This is a genomic window from Aeromonas sp. ASNIH5 (genome assembly GCF_002902865.1).
In the GTDB taxonomy this organism is placed as follows: domain Bacteria; phylum Pseudomonadota; class Gammaproteobacteria; order Enterobacterales; family Aeromonadaceae; genus Aeromonas; species Aeromonas caviae.
In genome coordinates this window covers 1,419,655-1,435,676 of sequence record NZ_CP026122.1, presented here as the reverse complement: position 1 = coordinate 1,435,676, position 16,022 = coordinate 1,419,655, and the positions used below count along the sequence as shown (strand labels likewise).

12 protein-coding genes, 1 tRNA gene and 1 pseudogene are annotated in these 16,022 nt (G+C 65.6%); 3 read left to right on the top strand and 11 right to left on the bottom strand.

The genetic code is table 11. The features are described from left to right. Positions 1–34: 34 nt before the first annotated feature. From C2U30_RS06320 to C2U30_RS06280, 9 genes and pseudogenes are all read right to left on the bottom strand, one after another. Positions 35–637 (bottom strand): CDP-alcohol phosphatidyltransferase family protein, encoded by a 603-nt coding sequence (locus tag C2U30_RS06320; protein WP_103243434.1) that lies wholly within the window; start codon positions 635–637, stop codon positions 35–37. Next, positions 630–1,292: an ATP-binding cassette domain-containing protein gene (locus C2U30_RS06315; protein WP_103243433.1), complete on the bottom strand. Its 663-nt coding sequence runs from the start codon at positions 1,290–1,292 to the stop codon at positions 630–632. The genes C2U30_RS06320 and C2U30_RS06315 overlap by 8 nt, the downstream gene beginning before the upstream one ends. A 4-nt stretch (positions 1,293–1,296) precedes the next feature. Beyond that, positions 1,297–2,949: an ABC transporter permease gene (locus tag C2U30_RS06310; protein WP_103243432.1), complete on the bottom strand. Its 1,653-nt coding sequence runs from the start codon at positions 2,947–2,949 to the stop codon at positions 1,297–1,299. Between the two features lie 6 nt (positions 2,950–2,955). Continuing rightward, entirely contained in the window at positions 2,956–4,125 is a 1,170-nt protein-coding gene (locus C2U30_RS06305) for an ABC transporter substrate-binding protein (protein WP_103244659.1), read from the bottom strand. A 19-nt stretch (positions 4,126–4,144) separates the two neighbouring features. Beyond that, a pseudogene (locus tag C2U30_RS06300) lies at positions 4,145–6,300 on the bottom strand (FAD-dependent oxidoreductase). Next, the gene (locus C2U30_RS06295) at positions 6,297–6,872 is read right to left on the bottom strand and encodes a carboxymuconolactone decarboxylase family protein (RefSeq protein ID WP_103243431.1); all 576 of its coding nucleotides are present in this window, start codon (positions 6,870–6,872) and stop codon (positions 6,297–6,299) included. The pseudogene C2U30_RS06300 and the gene C2U30_RS06295 overlap by 4 nt, the downstream one beginning before the upstream one ends. Next, positions 6,862–7,575: a DUF1499 domain-containing protein gene (locus C2U30_RS06290; protein WP_103243430.1), complete on the bottom strand. Its 714-nt coding sequence runs from the start codon at positions 7,573–7,575 to the stop codon at positions 6,862–6,864. Before C2U30_RS06290 ends, C2U30_RS06295 begins: the two co-directional genes overlap by 11 nt. 127 nt (positions 7,576–7,702) lie before the next feature. Then, positions 7,703–7,981: a peptidylprolyl isomerase gene (locus C2U30_RS06285; protein ID WP_039039827.1), complete on the bottom strand. Its 279-nt coding sequence runs from the start codon at positions 7,979–7,981 to the stop codon at positions 7,703–7,705. 59 nt (positions 7,982–8,040) lie between these two features. Beyond that, positions 8,041–8,436, bottom strand: a complete 396-nt coding sequence (locus C2U30_RS06280) for a hypothetical protein (RefSeq protein WP_010674121.1) — start codon at positions 8,434–8,436, stop codon at positions 8,041–8,043. Between the two features lie 536 nt (positions 8,437–8,972). On the opposite strand from C2U30_RS06280, the gene tamA reads away from it, so the two are divergent. Further along, complete coding sequence (gene tamA, locus C2U30_RS06275) at positions 8,973–10,748, top strand: autotransporter assembly complex protein TamA (RefSeq protein ID WP_103243429.1); 1,776 nt, start codon at positions 8,973–8,975, stop codon at positions 10,746–10,748. Positions 10,749–10,824: 76 nt separating this feature from the next. Further along, positions 10,825–14,598, top strand: coding sequence for an autotransporter assembly complex protein TamB (gene tamB, locus C2U30_RS06270; RefSeq protein WP_103243428.1), 3,774 nt, complete (start codon positions 10,825–10,827; stop codon positions 14,596–14,598). Positions 14,599–14,802: 204 nt separating this feature from the next. Here the strand turns inward: tamB and C2U30_RS06265 are convergent. Continuing rightward, positions 14,803–14,887, bottom strand: a tRNA-Tyr gene (locus tag C2U30_RS06265). 126 nt (positions 14,888–15,013) lie between these two features. Here C2U30_RS06265 and C2U30_RS06260 point away from each other — a divergent pair. Next, on the top strand, positions 15,014–15,526 hold the full coding sequence (locus C2U30_RS06260; RefSeq protein ID WP_039038826.1) for a VC2046/SO_2500 family protein: 513 nt from the start codon (positions 15,014–15,016) through the stop codon (positions 15,524–15,526). 63 nt (positions 15,527–15,589) lie between these two features. On the opposite strand, the gene hpf is transcribed toward C2U30_RS06260, so the two are convergent. Beyond that, positions 15,590–15,922 (bottom strand): ribosome hibernation-promoting factor, HPF/YfiA family, encoded by a 333-nt coding sequence (gene hpf, locus C2U30_RS06255; protein ID WP_010674126.1) that lies wholly within the window; start codon positions 15,920–15,922, stop codon positions 15,590–15,592. Positions 15,923–16,022: the final 100 nt, after the last annotated feature.

The following is a 16,022-nucleotide window of genomic DNA, read 5'->3' as shown; positions in this document are numbered from 1 at the left end:
AAGTGCTCCGTGCCGGCGCGCCCCCGGGATCCCGTCAGCGCAGGGTGTGGTAGCCGCTCCAGATCCGGGTCAGGGTCGTGATGGCGCAGAGCAGGGCGAAACCGTAGGCCAGTGGCACGAAGGTGGCGGGCCAGAGGCACATGAGCACGAAGAGGGCGATGGTTTCGCTCCCCTCGGTGAGCCCGCCCAGATAGTAGAGGGATTTGTGGTGGTAGACGGGGCTCTCGATGCCCCGTTTGCCCGCCATGATGGCAAAGGCCAGAAAGCTCGATCCCGTGCCCATGAAGGCGAACAGCAGAGTGGCGGCGGCCAGGGCGTTGGCCGGGTCGGCGAGGGCAAAGCCCAGCACCACGGCGGCGTAGAAGATGAAATCCAGCGTGATGTCGAGAAACCCGCCGCAGTCGGTGATGCCCGTTTCCCGCGCCACGGCGCCATCCAGCCCGTCCAGCAGCCGGTTGAGCAGAATCGCCGCCAACGCCCATTGATAGCAGCCAAAGGCCAGCAGCGGCAGCGCCAGCATGCCGATGAGAAAGCCGGCGAGACTCACCTGGTTGGCGCTCACCCCGGCCCGGCACAGGGGGCGGGCGAGCGCGGCGAGGGGGCGGCGGATAACCGGGATCAGGTGGCGATCAAACAAGGTGGTGCTCCTCTTCGGGGATGGCTGGGGGGATCAGCTGCAAGATGGTGCCCGGCGCATCCTCTTCGTCGTGGGTCACCAGCAGGGCGGGGATGGCCTGCGTGCGCAGGCGCTCGAACACCAGGGTTCTGAATGCCGCCCGCAGCGGCTTGTCGAGGCGGGAGAAGGGCTCGTCTAGCAGCAATGCCCTGGGCTCGGCCAGCAGGGCACGCAGCAGGCTGACGCGGGCTTTCTGGCCGCCGGAGAGCGCCCCGGGCAGCTTGTCCACCTGAGCCTCCAACCCGACCTCGGCCAGCGCCTCGCGGGCCCGGGTCTGCCTTGCCGCCATCCCCTTGAGATGCGCCGGCATGCCGAACATCAGATTTTCGGCCACCGTCAGGTGGGCAAACAGCAGGTCATCCTGAAACAGGATGCCGATGCCCCTCTCCTGGGGGGGCAGCGGGGTGAGGCGATGTGCGCCGAGCAGGATGTCCCCGGTCAGCCGGATGGGCCCCCCGGGTGGCAGCACTCCCGCCAGCGCCGCCAGCAGGGAGCTCTTGCCACAGCCGCTCGGTCCCATCAGGGTGAGCACCTCGCCCGGGGCCACCCTGAGGGGGGGGAGCGTCAGCAGGGGGGCGTCGTCGAGGAAGAGGGTGAGTGTGGAGGTGTGCAGCATCGGGTCAGGGCCTCAGTGCGGGGTTGATGCGCCGCGGCAGCCAGAGCGCCAGGGCATAGATGAAAAGGGGCAGCAGCAGTTGCAGCAGGCCGTAGAGCCCCGCCAGCCGCCTGTTGAGGCCGCTGCCGATGGCCACCGCCTCCGTGGTGATGGTGATGACCCGCCCGCCCCCGAACAGCAGGGTCGGCAGGTATTGGGCCAGGCTCACCGCCGCTCCGACACCGAAGGCGAACAGCAGGGGACGGGCGAGCAGGGGGCCCTTGACTCGCCACCAGGCCCCCCAGGGGCTTGCCCCGAGCGTGAGGGCCACCCGGGTGAGGCGCTCGTCGAACTGGCGATAGGGGCCGTGCAGGCAGAGATAGACGTATGGAAAGACGAAGATCAACTGGCTCCAGAGTACCCAGCCTGGGCCTATGCCAGTGAATCCCAGCCCGTCGGTCTGAAGGCGCAATCCAAACAGCAGGCTGGCCTGGGGCAGCAGCAGAGGCAGGCAGACAAGCCAGAGGGTGCGTGTGGCGCGGCGCGCAGGCAACGCCTCGAGGCAGAGCACCGCCAGCAGCAGGGAGAGCGCGGCGCAGAGCAGGGCCAGCCACAGACTCTGCCACAGCAGCGGGCCCAGGCTCGGCAGCAGAGCCTGCCAGTGGTGGCTGCTCCATTCGCTCGGCCAGAGGGTGGGAAAGGACCAGCGCCGGGTCAGGGACCAGAGCAGCAGGGCGGCGAGCACCAGCAGATTGGTCAGGAGCAGCTCCCACACGCCGATGCGGGCAATGAGTGCGGGCCAGGGCGAGGCGGGGGCGCGTCGCCCATCCAGCCAGCGTGCCTTGCCGAGGGTGAGGTGGGCCCGCTCCAGCAGCCTGAGGGCGCCAAGCAGCAGCAGGTTGAGGGCGAGCAGCAAGAGGGCGCCGCTGGCACTGGCGCCGCGCCAGGCGGGGTCGGCATCCTGATACCAGAGCCAGAGTCGCACCGCCAGGGGCGGCGGGGCATCCGGCCCCAGCAGCAGGGCGAGATCCACCACCGCCAGACCATAGGCGGCCACCGCGTAGAGGGGCAGTCGCAGGGCGGGCCAGAGGGAGGGCAGCAGCAGGCGCCACCAGATCCGGGGGGCGCTGAAGCCGAGGCTGGCCCCCAGCCACTGCTGGCGCGCCACCTTGGCGGGATCCAGTGCCGCCAGCGCCATCAGCAGCAGGAAGGGGGTCTCCTTGAGGATGAGCACCACGATGAGGCCAAGGCCCCAGGGATCCTTGAGGGTTTGCCAGTCCGGGGGCTGATGGGTGAGGTCAAGCAGGGGGGCGACGAGGCGCAGCAGCCAGCCGGAGGGAGCGATCAGAAAGGCGATGCCGATGGCAAAGGCGATGTGGGGAAGCGCCAGCAGGGGGGAGAGCAGGCGGCGCAGCCAGCGCATCCAGGGACGCCCGTCCCCCTGGGCGAGCAGCAGGGCGGTGACGGCCAGGGCCCCCAGAGTGGAGGCCCCCGCCACCCAGAGACTCAACCCTGCGGAGTGCCAGAGTCCGGGCTGGGGGAGCAAGAGGGATAGATTGGCGGGGGTGAGCCCCTCGATGACCAGCAACAGCAGGCCCCCGACGAGCGGGATCCCCAGTAGCAAGGCTCCCAGCATCAAAAAGGGCAGCAGGAGGAGAAGAGGGGCGCGCGCCTGCATGATGGATCAGTGGCCGTAGCGCTCGGCCCAGGCCGCTTCCAGCCGCGTCTGCCAGCTGGGGTGGGGCTCTGCCACCCCCTTGAAGCGCAATGCCGGACGGGTCTGGCCTGGCAGCGCCTTCTGGCGCAGCACGCTGGGATCCCCCCAGAAGGCGGGGTCACTCTTGCGCGCCTGGGCGGCGGGGCTCAGCAGGAAGTTGACCACCACCTTGGCCCCGGCCCGGGCGGAGGCATTGAAGGGGATGGCGAGGAAATGGCTGTTGGTGAGCGCCCCTTTTTCCATGGCGATGGCCTGGACGGTGGGGGGCAGGGTGCCGTTTTGCACCGAACTCTGGGCTTCCCCCGGGTTGAAGCTGATGGCCATGGCCAGCTCGCCGTCATCGAGCAATTGCCTGGTCTCGGCGGCGCCGGTGGGGAAGAGCCTGCCCTTGCGCCAGAGCGCGGGGTGAAGCTGGTCGAGCCAGGCCCAGAGAGGGGCGGTGATGCGAAGGAAGTCGGCATCGGTCGCCTCCCGATAGAGGGGCGCCGGATCCGGTGTCAGCTCCAGCAGGATCTGCTTGAGAAAGCTCGATCCGTGAAACTGGGGAGGCTTGGGGTAGGTGAAGCGGCCGGGGTGAGACTTGGCCCAGGCCAGCAGGGCTGCCGCCGAGGTGGGAGGTGCGTCTACCTGGTCGCCATCCACCATCAGATTGAGCTGGCCTATGCCCCAGGGGGCCTCCAGCCCCTCGACCGGCACGGTGAAGTCTTCACTCACCGGCAGGGTGGTGTCCACCAGGGCCATGTTGGGCAGCTCGTCGGTAAAGGGGTCCCCCAGCAGCCCCTGCTCCTTGAGCGCCTTGAAGTTCTCGCCGTTGACCCAGAGCAGGTCGATGGGGCCGTTCGACGTCTTGCCAGCCTGCTTGCCGGCCAGCAACTGGCTCACGCTCTGGGCGATGTCATCCACCTTCACCTGCACCAGCTCGACCTGGTACTGGCGAGCGATCTCCTGCCTGGCCCACACCAGGTAGGCGTTGATCTCGGGGCTGCCCCCCCAGGCGTTGAAGTAGACGGTCTGCCCCCTGGCGGCCAGCAGGGTCTGCTGCCACGATGCGTCATTGGCGTGGAGCGGGGAGGCCAGCAGCAGGGGGACAGCGGCCATCAGGGGACGGAGCAGGGCGCGAAGTCGGGTCGTGAACATGATGGTTGCCTCGTCAGAGTCAGGCGCCGCGGCGCCAGCGGTGATAACGGGCCAGCAGCGCCAGCAGGCGCCCGGGCTGACGGGCACGGCGCCAGGCGCCAGCCACGTACTTGTTCCCCTCCATCAGGGTGGGGTAGGGGTGAACGGTGGCGAGGATCTTGCCAAGTCCCAGGCGGTGGCGCATGGCGAGAGCAAACTCGGCGATCCGCTCGCCGGCGTGAGCACCCACTATGGTGGCCCCGAGTATCCTGTCACGGCCCGGCACCGTCAGCACCTCGACAAAGCCCCCTGACTCGCCGTCGGTGATGGCTCTGTCCAGCTCGGCCATCTCGAAGCGGGTCGACTCGAAGGGGATGCCTCGGGCATGAGCCTCTTTCTGGTTGAGGCCGACCCTGGCTATCTCCGGACTGGTATAGGTGGCCGCCGGCATGACCCTGTAGTCTGCCCGAAAGCGCCTGAACTGGCCAAAGAGGGCGTTGATGGCGGCATACCAGGCCTGATGGGCGGCAAAATGGGTGAACTGGTAGGGGCCGGCAACGTCCCCCACCGCCAGGATGCTGGGGTAGTTGGTGGCGAGGAAGCCGTCGATGGCCAGGGTGCCGCCGGGGGCCAGTTCAACCCCCAGCGCCTCCAGCCCGAAACCGCTCACGTTGGCCTCCCGGCCAAGGGCCAGCAGCAGCTGGTCCCCCTCAACCACCAGCGTCTCGTCCCCCCGGCGCAGGTGCAGCCGGATGGGCAGGTTGGTGTCTTTACCGTCCATATACCCGGCCGAGGTAGCCTGCCAGCCGAGGTGCAGGGTGACGCCGTCGTGCTCCAGCTGCGCGGCCAGGGCCCCGGCGACGTCCCTATCTTCCCGGGGCAGCAGCTGAGGGCCTTGCTCCACCAGGGTGACGGGGATACCGAGCAGGGCCAGGCTCTGGGCCAGCTCGCAGCCGATGGGACCTCCTCCCAGCACCAGCAGATGGCGGGGGGGCTCACGCAGTCGCTGCCAGATAGTGTCGGAGGTGAGGTAGGGAACCCTGTCCAGCCCCGGCAGTGCGGGCACCCGGGGGCGGGCGCCGGTGGCGATCACGATATGACGGCTGGTCAGGCGCTTGCCGTTGACCTCCACCTCCCAGGGGAGGTGACTCGCGCCCGCCCCTGGATGCACTCCACCCCGAGTCCTTCATAGCGCGCCACCGAGTCGTGGGGTTCGACCTCCTCGATGACCCGGGCGACCCGCGCCATCACGGCGGCAAAGTCGGCGCGGCTCTGGTTCGGGGTAAAACCAAGCTCTGTGGCCTTGCGCTGTTCAATGGCGAAGCGGGCGCTTCGGATCAGCGCCTTGGAGGGGACGCAGCCGGTATGGAGGCAATCCCCCCCCATCCTGTGCTGCTCGATGAGGGCCACTCTGGCTTTCACCGCGGCGGCGATGTAGCTGGTGACCAGGCCTCCGGCACCGGCGCCTATCACCAGCAGGTTGTAGTCAAAGCGCGCCGGCTTGCGGTAGGGGGCGTGCAACCGGTAGAGGGCGAGACGGCGCTGCAAGGCACGCATCAGCCAGGGCATCAGGCCGAGCAGGGTCAGGGCGGCCAGCAGGTCGGGGGAGAAGAGGTTGCCTGTGCTGGTGAGGGTAGCCAGCTCGCTCCCCGCCAGCACGTAGACGAGGGTGCCCGGCAGCATGCCGAGCTGGCTGACCCAGTAGTAGGTGCTGACTCTGATGGGGGTGAGCCCCATCACCAGGTTGACCAGAAAGAAGGGGAAGAGGGGGATGAGGCGCAGGCTCAGCAAATAGAAGGCCCCCTCCTTTTGCATGCCGGCCTGAACGCTCGCCAGCTTGTCGCCAAAGCGCGTCTCGACCCAGTCCCGCAGCAGGAAGCGGGCACTGAGAAAGGCCAGGGTGGCGCCGAGGGAGCTGGCAAAGGAGACCAGCAAGAGCCCCCACAGGATGCCGAAGACGGCGCTGCCCGCCAGGGTGAGCAGGGCCGCCCCCGGCAGGGAGAGGGCGGTGGTGAGCACATAGATCACCAGAAACAGCAGGCTGGCTGCGACAACATGGCGGTCGACCCAAAGGGTCAGGCGCGCCTGGTATGCCTGCAACTGGGTGAGGCTCAGATAGTGGTCAAGGTCGAGGGCAAAGAAGGTGCCGACCAGGGCCCCCATCGCCAGCAACAGCAGCAGGCGTGCCTGGTTCATCCCTGCCCCTTGTCGAGGGGGCGCTCGGGTTGCACCGGCAACTGGCAGAACCCCTGGGGAGCGATATCGAGAGCGGCATTGAACTTGGCGGACATGTTCTGGAAGGCGATGAGGCCGGTGAGCTCCACCAGGGCGTCGTCATCGAACCAGGGCTTGAGGCGGGCGGCCTGCTCGTCGCTCACGCCATCTAGCCCGGTCATGGCCTCGGCATAGTCCAGCACGGCCCGCTCCCGCTCGTCGAACAAGGGGCTGTCGCGCCACCGGGCCAGCGCCTCCACCTTGTCGCTGGAGCCTGTCCGCTTGACGAGGGTCATGGCGTTGATGTCGACACAGAAACGACACCAGTTGAGCTGGGAGACCCGCACCGTCACCAGGGAGCGCAGCACGGGGTCGATGGGGGAGCGCTTGCGGTTGATGACGCCGTAGAGGGTGGCGACCGCGGCGAACAGCCTGGGGGAGCGCCCCCAGCACTTGCCCGGGATCAGCACCTGACCGTAGTTGCGTTTCTGCAGCCAGAAGAAGGGGCGGATGAACCAGGCGTAGGCCCGGTCCGGTTTGACCTCAATGCGCATCTTGTTCCTCTTTTTTGAGCTTCTCCATCTTGGGCTTGTAGGCCCCGCCCAGACGCTCGTTCAACCGATTCAGGAAATCGATGATCCGTGCCCGGTTGACCCCCAGATCGCTGCGCCCCTGGCGCGAGGCGGAGCGCATGTCGATACGGGTCTCTTTGGGCCCGGCAAAGACCCGCAGGGCCACGTCATCCTGAAACCCGAACCAGCCGGTGGTGACGACGGCATCGATACCCTCGCTGCCCGGATGAACCTGCCAGCCCAGCTCCGTCATCAGTTCCTCGGCTTCCGCGAGCACTTCGACCGGGGATGCCCGGGTATAGAGAGGACCGGGGTTGCCTGGAAATACTTGCAGGGGCGGGGGGGAGATCGGGAGATCCTCCGGGCTTCTGAGCAGCTCGGCCCACTGGAGCCGTGGCGGATGGTAGGGATCCGTGCTGACGTCGTTGGTGAGGGGGGAGCGCAGCGCCTGGGCGAGAAACAGCAGGGGCAACAGCAGGGGAGTGATGCCCCAGATATCCGGCCAGAGGTTGGTGGTGCGGCGATAACGCCAGGGCAGGCGCAGCAGCAGCACGAGGCTGAGGAGGGCGCTGGCGAGACAGAGGATGAAGCCGAGCCACCAGGGCCAGAGATGGGCGCGGCTGCCAAGGGCCCCGCAAAGGGGCAATAGCCAGGTCAGCAGCGGCCACCACAAAGAGCTGTGCATATGAGGGATCCACGGGACAGGATGGAACTATGCCCAGAAGGATAAACTTAATTGCCTGATAACGTTAGTAAATGATCATCAATCCCGGGCGTGCGGCTCAGAGAACCGATGGCCTCGTCGCCCTGGATCAGTTGCGATAGAGCACCTTGATGAGGTGGAAGCCGAACTTGGTGCGCACCGGCCCCAGCACGGTCAGCAACTCCCCCTTGAACACGGCATCGTCGAAGGACTTGACCATGTCCCCCTTGGAGAACTCCCCCAGATCGCCGCCACGCTTGCCGGAAGGGCAGGTGGAGAAACGCTTGGCCATCTGGCTGAAATCGGCGCCCTTGGCGAGCTTCTCCTTGATTTCCAGACACTGTTTCTCGGTCTTGACCAGGATGTGCTGGGCACAGGCTTTTTTCATCGGAATGCTCCTCGGCGAGGGGAAAGGGGGCGCAAGATTACTGCAATTGCGCCTCCGCGTCAGCCCCTCGGGCGCGAGACCCGGCTCCGGGGGCCGGTGGCCAGGGGGACCCTGGCCCGGGATTGCCAGAGGATCTCCAGCCCCAGCAGGGCATAGAGGCTCCAGATGGCCAGGGGGTTGAGCCAGTTGCCCCCCATCTGCAGGGTGGCCAGAGCTGCGCTCACCAGCAGCAGGACTATGCCGGGCAGGCGCCAGTGGACAGGCAGGGGGGCGAGCAGGGCCATGCCCAGCAGCAGGGCCAGGCCAAAGGGCAGATTGAGCGCGGTGAAGGCGAGGGCCTGCTGACCGTTCATGCCGGTCAGCAGGGCCAGCAGGGCGCTGCAGCAGGCCAGGAAGGTGATGAACTCGAGTCGGTCGGCGATGTAGTCAGCCAGTTGTTCGCTACGTAGGTGCATGGGGTCTCTCCTGCGATGATTGGGATCAGTGTGGGACAGGCAGGAGCGCAGGGGCAGCGGGATAAATCGATTGAATTGAACGAAGCTTTAGTGCCATCTATTCAAGTGATTGATTTAAGCTTATTTTCCTGTTCAATAGCAGGCAGGGCGGGGAAGAGGGCACGGAGCAAGTCGAGGGGGACGGGTTGACGAAACCCGCCGGATGCGGGGTGTCCGACAAGGGTTGTCGCGAAGAACCGGACCCTGCTGCCAGCCCAAGGCCGCCAGGGGAGATCCGGCGTGGCGGGGCAGGTGGTGGCGTTTTGTTCGCCCCTTGCCCGGATTGTGCGCAGTTTGGCTCCTCACACCCGGCTGGCTCCTTGCAGGGCCGAAGCGATCCCCGCACCGGGGGTGGCAGAGCGGCACGCAAAGGGGCCCCGAGCGTGGGATTTCGCCGTCGCGATTATGCTAGGATGAGCGGCATTCGCCCGGGATGAGTCTCGGTATCGTACTAAATAACACAATCTTTAAATCATGTTATTCGGGGAAACTGACGTTTGACAGGATGCTATCCTACTTTTCTCACCGGGAGCACTTCATCCGGGCGATCCCGTCGCCCCGGGCCCGGTCTCTTGCTGCTCGCCCTCGCTCTCTGGCTGATGGCGATGCCCGCCATGGCGGCCAAGTTGACCTACCAGATCAAGGGGGTCAGGGGAGAGCAGCAAGATAACGTCGAGGCCTACCTCAACGCCCTGCCCGTCTACCAGGAACGCCAGTACCGCCCCGCCCGCGCCAAGATCACCGAGAGCGTACAGAAGGCGCTGCAGGTCTATGGCTACTACCAGCCCAAGATCACCCTGAACCGCGACAAGAAGACGCCCGCCAAGGTGGTGATCGAGATTGAGCGGGGGGAACCCGTGATCATCTCGCGCCTCGACATCCTGCTGGAAGGGGATGCGGGGAGCGACGAGGTGTACAGCGAGCTGCTGGACAAGCTGCTCCTGAAGGAGGGAGATCCCCTCAACCACGGCAAATATGAATCCATCAAGGCGGATCTCGGCAGTCTGGGGCTGGCCCGCGGCTATTTTGACGCCAAGATCAGCAAGAGCCAGGTCAAGGTTTTCCCGGAACAGGGCAAGGCGGAGATCTACATCCTGTTTCGCTCTGGCCCGCGCTACCATTTCGGCGAGATCCGCTATGACGCGACGCCGGAGGCACTGCACCTGATCCGCCCGCTCATCAACATCAAGAGCGGCGACCCCTATCTGGCGATCCGTCTGGCGGAGATGTCCCAGGATGTCTCCTCCACCAAGCTGTTCAAGCAGGTGGACATCAAACCCCTGATCAGCCAGGCCGAGGGCAACCGGGTGCCGGTGCAGGTGACCCTCTCCAACCGGGTCGATCACGAAATTGAGACCGGTATCGGTTATGCCACGGACGTGGGGCCGCGCCTGAGTGCCACCTGGGAGAAACCCTGGGTGAACCGCTATGGTCACCGCCTCTCCAGCACCGCCAAGATCTCGGCGCCGGAAGCGGAGCTCAGCTTCGACTACCAGATCCCGGTGGGTAACCCGCTGCGGGATTACTACTCCCTGCAGGCGGGCTATCAATACACCGACAACAACGACACCCGCTCCGATCTGGCCACCTTCGGGGTGCACCGCTGGACACGCCGACCGGAGAGCTGGGACAGAGACGTCTTTGTGCGCCTGGAGAACGAGCGCTACGTCCAGGGTCAGGACGAGGGGAACAGCCTGCTGCTGATCCCCGGCGTCTCCTGGTCACGGCTGCGGGTGCGCGGCGGTCTGGTGCCGGATTGGGGGGATCGCCAGCAATTGACGATGGAGTTCTCGAGCCCCTACTGGGGGTCCGACATCAGCTTCATGCGGGTGTGGGGGCGCAGCAAGTGGCTGCGCACCCTGGGCGAAGATCACCGTTTCCTGATGCGGGCCGAACAGGGGGCCATTGTCGGGGATGATTTCTCCCTGGTCCCCCCCTCCCTGCGCTTCTTCACCGGCGGCGATCAGACGGTCCGGGGCTACGGTTACGAGACCATTTCGCCACGGGGGGACGATGGCAAGCTGACCGGCGGACGCTACGCCAGCGTCGGCAGCCTGGAGTACAACTACCGCTTCAGCGAGAAGTGGCTCGGTGCCCTGTTCGTGGACGCCGGGACCGCCACCGTCGACTACAGCGAGGCCTGGAAGATAGGCACCGGGGTCGGGGTGCGCTGGGTCACCCCCATCGGTCAGGTCAGGCTCGATCTGGCGGTGGGCATCTCCGAGGAGGACAAGCCGCTGCGGCTGCACTTCGCGCTGGGGCCGGAACTATGACCCGGCAACCAGGCGCACATCCTCTTCTTTCTCTTTTCTGGCCGCTGCGGCTGCTTTCCTTGCAGGGGTCTGCATCGTGATCTGGGTAAAACGCATTTTCTTGTGGCTCATGGGCCTCTTCTTCCTGCTGCTCATCGGCGTCAGCCTGCTGGGCTTCACCCATCAGGGCAACAAGTGGCTGTGGCAACAGGCCAGAGCCGCGCTGCCCTCCCTCAAGGGGGAGCTGGTGGCGGGGCAACTCGGGTATGGCTGGACCTTCGAAGGGGTTGGCTGGCAGGACGAGCTGGTGGATGTCACCGTGGAGCGGGCCGTGCTGGACTGGGATCTGGGCAAGCTCCTGCAGGGCAAGCTCTGGATCAAGTCTCTGGCGGTGACTCGCCCCGTGGTCCGGGTGGCGGAGTCCGAGCCGGTGCCGGAAGAGCCGTCGGAGCCCTTCGTCTGGCATCCGTTGCCGCTCAAAATCCAGGTCGACAGCCTCAAGGTTGCCGATCTCGATGTGGCGGTGCCCGGCGTGACGATCACCCTCAAGGATCTGGACATTGGCGCCGCCCTGGATCGCGCCGTGCTCATCGTGCGCGGCCCCGTGCTCGATGGCCTGAACGTGGTGGTGGCACCCTCCCCGGTGGAGGCGGCCAGTGACAAGGGCGCCAAACCGGCGGATGAGAAAAGCGCCACCCTGGCGGCCGGCGAGGGCAAGGCTGCCCCCGGTGACAAGACGCAGGCCGCAAGCAAGCCCGAGCCCATGGTGCTGCCGGCGGTGCGACTGCCTTTCCCCATCCAGCTGGAGGGGCTGAAAGCCACTGCGTTCCGTTATCAGCAAGGTGAGCTGGTGGAGGGGCTAGACAACCTGTTGCTGTCGGCCACCGCCGAGGAGGAGCGCATCGACATCCGGGAGCTCTCCTTGCGCCATGCCATGGCGGATCTGGCCTTGCGTGGTCAGGTGCGCCTGCACGAGGATTATCCCCTCACCCTGACTCTGGATGCCAAGACGCGTCAAGGGCTGCTGGACGGGGAGCTCAAGGGGGAGCAGGTCAATCTCGTCCTGGACGGTTCTGTGGGCAAGCTTGGGCTGGCACTCAAGGCCAAGGGGCCGGTGGGCGCCAATCTCAAAGGATCCCTTGCGGCCCTCGACCCGGATCTGCCCTTCGATCTGGCGCTGGACTGGAAGAGCCTCTCCTGGCCCCTGCACAAGCCTGCCAAGGATGAGCCCAGCTATCGGTTGGACAAGGGCACCCTGAGCGCCAAGGGCAAGCTCTCCGGTTACCAGTTTGCGCTCAACACCGCCGGCAAGGGGACCGATGTGCCCCCCTTCAAGGTGGCGCTCTCGGGCAAGGGGGATCTCAACCAGCTGAGCCGTATCGAGCTGCTGCTGGGGGCCCTCAAGGGGGAGCTCAAGCTCGACGGCAAGCTGGCCTGGAGCAAGGGGGTCCAGTGGCAGGGGACGACCGAATTCAAGGGGATCAACCCGGCGGAGCTGGTGCCCGAGATCAAGGGGGCACTGGCGGGCAAGATCACCAGCCGCTTCGATCTGGATGAGGCGGGCCACTGGCAGCTGGCCCTGCCCGAGCTCAAGGTGGATGGCAAGCTCAACCAGTATCCTCTGGCCTTGCAGGGCAGGCTCAGCGGCAACGACAAGATGGAGTGGACCATCCCGGCCCTGGCGCTGCAAAGCGGCCCCAACCGGCTGCAGGCCAAAGGCTCGCTCACGACCCAGGCCTGGAAGCTGGATGCGGATCTGGATGCGCCCAAGCTTGGGGGCATCTACCCGGGTCTGGGAGGGGACATCAAGGGCCAGGTGCGCGTCACCGGCAACCAGCAGGCGCCGCGCGTGAATGCCGATCTGGTGTCGGGCCGACTCGCCTACGCGGGCACCGTCCTCAAGGAGACCGTCATCAGGGCCAACGCCCTGGTCGGGGAGAAGCCCGCCGGTGAGGTGGCGGTGACGGTGGCGAGCCTGGCGCAGGGGGAGACCAAGCTCTCGCAAATCGCCCTGAACCTGAGCGGCGATCTCGAGCGCCACGGGCTCACCTTGACCATGAAGGGGGATCCCCTGGCGGCAGACCTCAGCCTGAATGGCAGCCTGCGCGGTGACCGCTGGCGTGGCGCCCTTGCCGAGCTGAAGCTCAAGACCCCCCTCAAGCGCTGGGCGCTGGCCGCCCCCTGGTCTCTTGACCTGGATCTGCCGAAACAGCAGCTGACCATGGGGGATCTCTGCCTCGCGTCCCAGAAGGCCAGTCTCTGCGTCAAGGGGAGCCGGATAGCCCAGTCCCAGGGCGATCTGGAATTTGCCCTGAACGAATTTGATCTCAAGCGGCTGCGCCCCTGGTTGCCGGACAATTTCCGCTGGCAGGCGGTGCTGTCGGCCGACGGGCGCGCCAGCTGGCGCGGCAACCAGCCGACCCTGCACGCCACCGTGCGCACCACGCCTGGGACCTTCGTCGCCGACGAACTCAAGACCGACTACCAGCGCCTCGAGCTCGGGATCGACTTCGAGCGCCAGCAGGCCGCCATCCGGGTCGATTTCGCCTCCGAGCAGATAGGCAACATCGACACCGATCTGCTGATCCGGGATCCCGCCGGACGCGGCAACCTCGGCGGTCAACTCAGGTTTGACGATCTGAAGCTGGCGACCTTTGCGCCGCTCATACCCGAAGTGCGCTCCCTGCAAGGGGTCATCTCGGCGGATGCCCGCTTCGACGGTACCCTGGCTGCCCCCCTGCTGTATGGCGAGCTGAACCTGAAAGAGGGGGAGGTTCAGACCCACTCCGACATGGTGACCCTCTCCAAGCTGGTGACCCGCCTCAAGATAGAAGGCAACCGGGCCGAACTCGACGGCTCCATGATGGTGGGCAAGGGCCCCCTGGTGCTGGGGGGCTGGCTGAGCTGGGCCCAGCAGCCGGTGACCGGCAGCCTCACCATTCAGGGCAAGGAGCTGGAGGCCCAGTACCCGGGCATGGGCCGGGTCAGGGTGACACCTGACATCGCCATCTCTCTCGGGGAGGAGACCAGGGTGACCGGTCAGGTGGACATCCCCTGGTCGCGCATCCTGGTCAAGAGCCTGCCAGACAGCGCGGTAGCGGTCTCCGATGACGTCACCGTCATCTACGACGATCTGCCGCCGGTCCCCAAGGCGGCACCGCTGCCCATGGAGATCAGGCTCGCCATCCGGCTCGGGGACGACGTCCGCCTTGAAGCCATGGGACTCAAGACCAAGGTGGGAGGGGCCATCAACATTCGCCAGGATCCCTCCAAGCCGCTCTCGGGCAACGGGCAACTGGAGCTCAGGGACGGGCGCTTCAAGGCCTATGGCCAGAACCTCATCATCAAGGAGGGGCGGATCCTCTTCTCCGGCCCCATCGATCAGCCCTATCTCAACATCGAGACCTATCGGGATCCGGACACCATCGAGGACAACGTGACCGTCGGGGTGCGGGTGACGGGGCCGGCCGCCAAGCCGAAGATCACCGTCTATTCCGAGCCGCAGATGGCGCAGTCCGAACAGCTCTCCTATCTGTTGCGGGGCAAGGGATTGCAGACCAGCGGCGAGGATGGCGGCTTCAACGGCCTGCTGGTGGCGGGGGCCGTGAGCCAGGCGAGCGGCGTGGTCTCCAGCATCGGGGAGTCCCTCGGCATGAGCGACGTGGCCCTCGATACCGCAGGCAGTGGTGATGACACCCAGGTGACCCTGTCGGCCTACCTGCTGCCCGGCTTGCAGTTCCAGTACGGGGTCGGGGTGTTCAGCCCCATCGCCGAATTCAAGCTGCGTTACGAGCTGATGCCAAGGCTCTATCTGCAGGCCATGAGCGGGGTGGCCCAGGCGGTGGATATCTTCTATCGCTTCACCCTGTAAGGGGGGCGGATGACAAGACAGGTGCCTGGGGGGACGCTGATCCCCCTCTGCCTGACCTGCCGATGACAGCTGTCTCCAGCAGGTTCGGGGTGAGAGAGTGCATATATTGACGGGAGGCCTGGCCCCCCGTTTTTTTGTAGAAGAAGGGGATTTGTGGAAGGCAGAAAAGCGAAAACCCGGCACAAGGCCGGGTTCTCTGAAAGATGGTGGAGGGAGAAGGATTCGAACCTTCGAAGGCAGAGCCGTCAGATTTACAGTCTGATCCCTTTGGCCGCTCGGGAACCCCTCCCCAAGTGCGAGGCGCATACTAACAGATCTGTCGCGCTTGTGAACCCCTCTGCCGGGATTTTTAATGCTTAAAGGATCGGGTTGATGGCCGATAAGCAATGAAACCTTCATTTCCAAGATTTATCTCATGCTGCCCAGTGCGATTCGTGACCGCTTGCTCGTGGATGAGGCCCAGTTGGGCCAACGGCTCAACCAGGATCTCCGTGCGGGGGACCGTGCCGACTTCAGGCTGCATCTGGCGCTGCTGACTGATGCAGTGGAAGAGCAGCCCTGGTTTGATGCCCCGCCCAAGCCTGCGTCGGGTGAGATGGATTGGCGCTCCCGTTTCGGTCTGATGCCCCGGGCGTCCCTGCAAGGCGGGGTGGAAGAGAGCGATGCCACCAGCCTCAACGAGCGTCTGCAACAGGGCGGGTGCATGACGGATGTGAGACTCTGGCTGGCGCTGCGCTCCCCGCCACTGGTGAGCCGAACGCCCGCGCTGGATCCCGCGGTGTATGACAACCTCTCGGCACTGGGTCGCGAGCGATGGCAGGCCCGCCCTATGGGCGCTGACCCCAGGGAGGAGGCTCCGCTGATGATGCTGCCGCTGCTCGATGAGCTTGCGCAAGGGGTGGATGCCAGGCTGCGCTGGCTGGGGTGACGGCACGGTAGAATGCAAAAAGGCGGGATGACCCGCCTTTTGCTTTATGAGTGGTGAACCTTGTCAGGCGTCTGCTTCGTCCGGTTGGGGCACTTCCTTGCCGGCGGCACGACGGGCGATGGGTTTTTCCGTGTGACGGTTGAGCTGGCGTTCCAGCTTCTGGCCCAGGTCCGTGATGGCGGCATAGAGATCCTCGTGCTCTGCCTGCGCAAACAGTTTGCCGTTGGGAATGCCGATAGTGGCTTCGACGATATACATCAAACGCTCTTTGGAGATGATCACATGGGGTGTGATAAGAGGCACCTGAAGACGCTCGAGCTTTTCAAAACGGGATTCAATGCGCTCGCGGATGGCTGGGGTGATGTCGATGATTTTACTGGTCATTTCGATTTTCATAATGGCCCCCTTCGGGTCGTCTTGCTTGTGTCTTCACCTCCAGATTACCCATGTCGCCAAATCAAAGTGTGATCTGCGTCACGAAAAATGCCCTTGGGAA